We start from the raw sequence: 4,383 nt of genomic DNA on the forward strand, positions 1-4,383 counted from the left end.
ATGGGTAAGCAAGCTATCGACAGCGACAACAACCAAGTGGGTCAAATGCTTGCAGGTATTATGGGTCGCCCACAAGGAACTTTTGCCTCAGTGGTTAAAATTGAAGGTGACGAAGCGCTAGTTACACGCGAAGTCGACGGTGGTCTACAAACTGTAGCTCTGAAGCTTCCCGCTATCGTGACGGCTGACCTACGTTTGAATGAACCGCGTTTTACCAAACTACCTGATATCATGAAAGCGAAACGCAAACCTATCGCAGAGACAACTGCCGCAGATTTAGGTGTTGAAGTTACGTCAACGCAACAACAACTTTCTGTTGCTGCTCCTGCTACACGTCAGGCAGGTATCAAAGTTGCGTCGGTAGACGAGCTAGTCGATAAACTGAAAAATGAAGCGAAGGTGATTTAATGAAAACCTTAGTAATTGCATCACACAATAACGCCACACTCAGCCCTGTTACCTTAGCAGCCGTGTCGGCAGCACTTAAAATTGGTGCCTCTTTTGATATTTTTGTGGCCGGTAAAGGGTGTGCAGCCGTTGCCGAAGAAGCGGCAAAAGTCGATGGCGTTAGCGCAGTACTGGTTGCTGACCACGATGCACTAGCGTATCAAGGTGCAGAAAACCTAGCAGCAACATTACAAGCTAATGCAGAAGGCTACAGCCACATTGTTGCACCGGCGACGAGTGTAATGAAAGATGCACTGCCACGCCTAGCCGCACTACTCGGCGTAGGTCAAATTTCAGATATTACCGGTGTTAATGGTGAAGCTGAATTCGTGCGCCCCATTTACGCGGGTAATGCCATTGCAACCGTTACTTCTAGCGATGCTGTGAAAGTTATCACTGTGCGTACATCTGCTTTTGATGCTGCGCCAACAGGAGCTGGCACTGGCGCTATCACTGCGGTAGATAATGCTGTTGACTGTGGCTTGTCGCGTGTAGTTAGCGAAGAAATTGCCCAAAGTGAACGCCCTGAACTCGCTTCTGCAAGTATTGTAGTTTCGGGTGGCCGCGGTGTAGGTAGTGAAGAGAATTTCGCACTTATCGAAAAACTAGCAGACCGTTTGAATGCAGCCCTCGGTGCATCGCGTGCAGCAGTTGACGCAGGCTTTATTGGTAACGACCACCAAGTTGGTCAAACCGGTAAAATTGTTGCACCTGACTTGTATGTAGCGGTAGGTATCTCTGGTGCCATTCAGCATTTAGCAGGTATGCAAGGCTCTAAAGTTATCGTAGCGATTAACAAAGATCCAGACGCACCAATTTACGAAGTGGCGGACTACGGTTTAGTCGGTGATTTACACGACCTAGTACCGGAATTAGAAGCCAAATTAGCTAGCGTACTTTAAATTAAGTGCCATAAAGAGGAACGTCATGGATACTCCAGAACGCGAATCCATCGAATTTGATGTTGTTATTGTTGGCGCTGGCCCTTCTGGCCTGTCGGCAGCTTGTCAGATTAAGAAGCAAGCTGCTGAACAAGGCAAAGAAGTCAACGTCTGTGTGCTTGAGAAGGGCGCTGAAGTAGGTGCTCACATTTTCTCTGGCGCAGTCATTGAAACCAAAGCATTGGACGAACTCTTCCCTACTTGGAAAGAAGACGGCTTTGCCCTAGGTCAGCCTGTAGCTAAAGACGAAGTGTATTTACTTCGCGACGAGTCTAGAGCCACTGAGTTACCTCATTGGGCGGTGCCACCTTCAATGCACAATGACAACAATTACATTGTGAGTGTGGCGAATTTATGTCGCTGGCTCGCAGAGCAAGCAGAAGAGCTTGGGGTAGAAATATTCCCTGGTTTCACTGCCGCTGATGTGATTTTCGACGACAATGGTAAAGTGTGTGGAGTAGCCACAGGCGACATGGGCGTAGGCGCAGATGGCGAACCAGGCCCAGGCTATACCCCTGGTATGGATATCCTTGCTAAGTACACTATTCTTGGTGAAGGCTGCCGTGGTCACATTGGTAAAGGCATTATCAAGAAGTTCGCGCTTGATTCTGACGCTGATCCTCAACATTACGGCATTGGCTTTAAAGAAATCTGGCAAGTGCCTGAGTCGCAACACAAACCGGGGTTGGTTGTGCATGGTTCAGGTTGGCCACTAAGTAAAGGCATGGGTGGCGGATTCTTCCTCTATCACGCCGAAAATCAGCAAGTATTCGTTGGGTTAATCATTGACTTGAATTATGCCAATCCGCATATCAGCCCGTTCGATGAGTTCCAACGCCTTAAGCATCATCCGATTATTGCTGAAACACTCAGCGGTGGCGAACGTATCACCTATGGTGCGCGTGCAATTACCAAAGGTGGGTTGAATGCACTACCCAAGCTGAGTTTCCCCGGTGGTATGTTGGTTGGCTGTGACGCTGGTACACTAAATTTTAGTAAAATCAAAGGCGTTCACACTGCGATGAAGTCAGGCATGATTGCCGCTGATGCGATCCTTGAAGCGCTCGGTACCGATGCTGAAGAAAAGGGTACAACCAATTTCCAACAACTATTCGAACAGAGCTGGGCGTATCAAGAGTTATATAACTCGCGTAACTTCGGTCCTGCCTTGCATAAGTTTGGCCCTATCGTTGGTGGCGGCTACAACTGGATGGAGCAGAAGATTTTTGGTGGTAAGCCACTGTTAAAACTACGCGATTCGAAAGAAGACTACGCGTGTATGGAACCGGCTAGTGCGCACATTAAAATCGACTACCCGAAACCAGACGGTAAACTTAGCTTCGATAAACTTTCTTCGGTTTATATTTCAAATACCTACCACGAAGAAGATCAGCCGTGTCATCTGAAATTAACCGATACGTCTATCCCTATTAAGCAGAACTTGCCTCGCTTCGATGAACCCGCGCAACGTTACTGCCCGGCAGGCGTTTATGAGGTGGTGGAAAGCGACGGTGAAATGCAGTTCCAAATTAATGGACAAAACTGCATTCACTGTAAAACCTGTGACATAAAAGACCCAGCACAGAACATTACATGGCGTCCACCCGAGGGTGGTGGTGGTCCAACGTACCCCAATACCTAAAAAAATTTATCTAAGTAATATAAAGCCAGCTAGAATAGTGTTTGACGATTGTAGAACACTCTTTTAACTGGCTTTTTCATTTTACGAAAGGTTTTCTTTCAGCCTCTTATCGTCATCTGGTTGTTTTGAACGTTCACTTTCGTTCTATCTTCCGAATTTACGCAAGGAGCTATCATCATGTTCACGTTATCTGAGCAATATCACGCAAATTTCGTGTTTGCACTGATTGCCGCCGCGGCGTTACTCATGGCGAGTAACCGTGTGCGTTACGACATGATTGCAATATGTGTGGTTTTGGCCCTAATACTGACCAACATACTGCCCGTTAACGCAGCATTGGCAGGCTTTGGCAATTCAGTTGTCATTCTCATTGCCGGCTTACTCGTGGTTGGCGAGATGCTAGACAGAACCGGTGTAGCGAGATTTGTCGGTAATTGGATCAGCCAAAATAGTAGTAGCTCAACGACCAAAATGCTGATTATGCTGATGTTAGCGAGCGCCATACTTAGCGCCGTAATGAGTTCGACCGCCGTTGTTGCTATCTTTATTCCTATTGTGCTGCGCATTGCTAAATATTCCAACAATAGCCCAAGTAAACTGCTCCTTCCCATGTCCTACGCGGCTTTGGTTAGTGGTATGTTGACCTTAATTGCTACTCCACCAAACTTAGTGGTAAGTGCGGGTTTAAAGAGTCAAGGTTTTGAACCACTCAGCTTTTTTTCTTTCACGTTACCTGGCTTAATTGTGCTAGCCGGTTTGGTGTTATACATGGTCAGCTACGGAGTTTAAGACAAATTAACGCTATTTACTATCCTCTGTGACAGCTGGCTTTAAGGCTTGTTTCATGCGATTTAGGTCCAAAAACAGGAAGCAATTACGAAGTAAGTGTAGTCAAGATAAGAAAATAGGCTGATCATTGGGACTGAAAAATTCTCTCGATGCCGATCAGCACATGCTGGCTCGGAGAATCGGCGAGTATATCGCTATTGCGCTGAGGGCTTTCCGCCCTTAGTTCCTGTTCAGCATGAAGCAGGCCAACGGTCAGCTCACCCTTGGGATCTTTTGTCAGATATGCAGGGTTATAGTAGGTGGCAGACACCTGATCATTGAACATTGAGAGAGACTGAGCTGTGGCCACGTCGACCGCCATTACCCCGTAGGTGGTGCCGATGTTGCCCATGCTGGCCTGGGCAGAAAGAGAGAATCCTGCGGAAAGTATTGCAACTGTAAGGGATATCGCCCTTACCGAAAACCGGGGGAAGATCGCCATTAATACACTCCATAGCTCTTTGTTTTTGGAGTTTAAGACAAATTAACGCTATTTACTATCCTCTGTGACAGCTGGCTTTAAGG

5 protein-coding genes are annotated in these 4,383 nt (G+C 47.1%); 4 read left to right on the forward strand and 1 reads right to left on the reverse strand.

Translation table 11 applies throughout. From position 1 onward, the window contains the following. From JC525_RS19515 to JC525_RS19530, 4 genes are all read left to right on the forward strand, one after another. Positions 1–408, forward strand: a 408-nt coding sequence (locus tag JC525_RS19515) for an electron transfer flavoprotein subunit beta/FixA family protein (protein ID WP_198817797.1), incomplete at its 5' end; no start/stop codon positions are given. Continuing rightward, the gene (locus JC525_RS19520) at positions 408–1,349 is read left to right on the forward strand and encodes an electron transfer flavoprotein subunit alpha/FixB family protein (RefSeq protein WP_008305470.1); all 942 of its coding nucleotides are present in this window, start codon (positions 408–410) and stop codon (positions 1,347–1,349) included. The genes JC525_RS19515 and JC525_RS19520, both read left to right, overlap by 1 nt. A 25-nt stretch (positions 1,350–1,374) precedes the next feature. Then, complete coding sequence (locus JC525_RS19525) at positions 1,375–3,030, forward strand: electron transfer flavoprotein-ubiquinone oxidoreductase (RefSeq protein WP_008305471.1); 1,656 nt, start codon at positions 1,375–1,377, stop codon at positions 3,028–3,030. Between the two features lie 177 nt (positions 3,031–3,207). Beyond that, positions 3,208–3,819 carry an SLC13 family permease gene (locus tag JC525_RS19530; protein ID WP_008305473.1) on the forward strand — a complete coding sequence of 204 codons (612 nt, stop codon included), beginning with the start codon at positions 3,208–3,210 and terminating at the stop codon, positions 3,817–3,819. A 124-nt stretch (positions 3,820–3,943) separates the two neighbouring features. On the opposite strand, the gene JC525_RS19535 is transcribed toward JC525_RS19530, so the two are convergent. Then, positions 3,944–4,300, reverse strand: a complete 357-nt coding sequence (locus JC525_RS19535; RefSeq protein WP_233095326.1) for a hypothetical protein — start codon at positions 4,298–4,300, stop codon at positions 3,944–3,946. Positions 4,301–4,383: the final 83 nt, after the last annotated feature.

It is taken from the genome of Alteromonas sp. IB21 (assembly GCF_016405965.1).
Classification (GTDB): Bacteria; Pseudomonadota; Gammaproteobacteria; order Enterobacterales; family Alteromonadaceae; genus Alteromonas.

Excerpts from the sequence above, each read along its gene's own strand:
- JC525_RS19535 (WP_233095326.1), bottom strand. The coding sequence starts at position 4,300 with ATGGCGATCTTCCCCCGGTTTTCGGTAAGGGCGATATCCCTTACAGTT.
- JC525_RS19520 (WP_008305470.1), top strand. The coding sequence starts at position 408 with ATGAAAACCTTAGTAATTGCATCACACAATAACGCCACACTCAGCCCT.
- JC525_RS19530 (WP_008305473.1), top strand. The coding sequence starts at position 3,208 with ATGTTCACGTTATCTGAGCAATATCACGCAAATTTCGTGTTTGCACTG.
- JC525_RS19525 (WP_008305471.1), top strand. The coding sequence starts at position 1,375 with ATGGATACTCCAGAACGCGAATCCATCGAATTTGATGTTGTTATTGTT.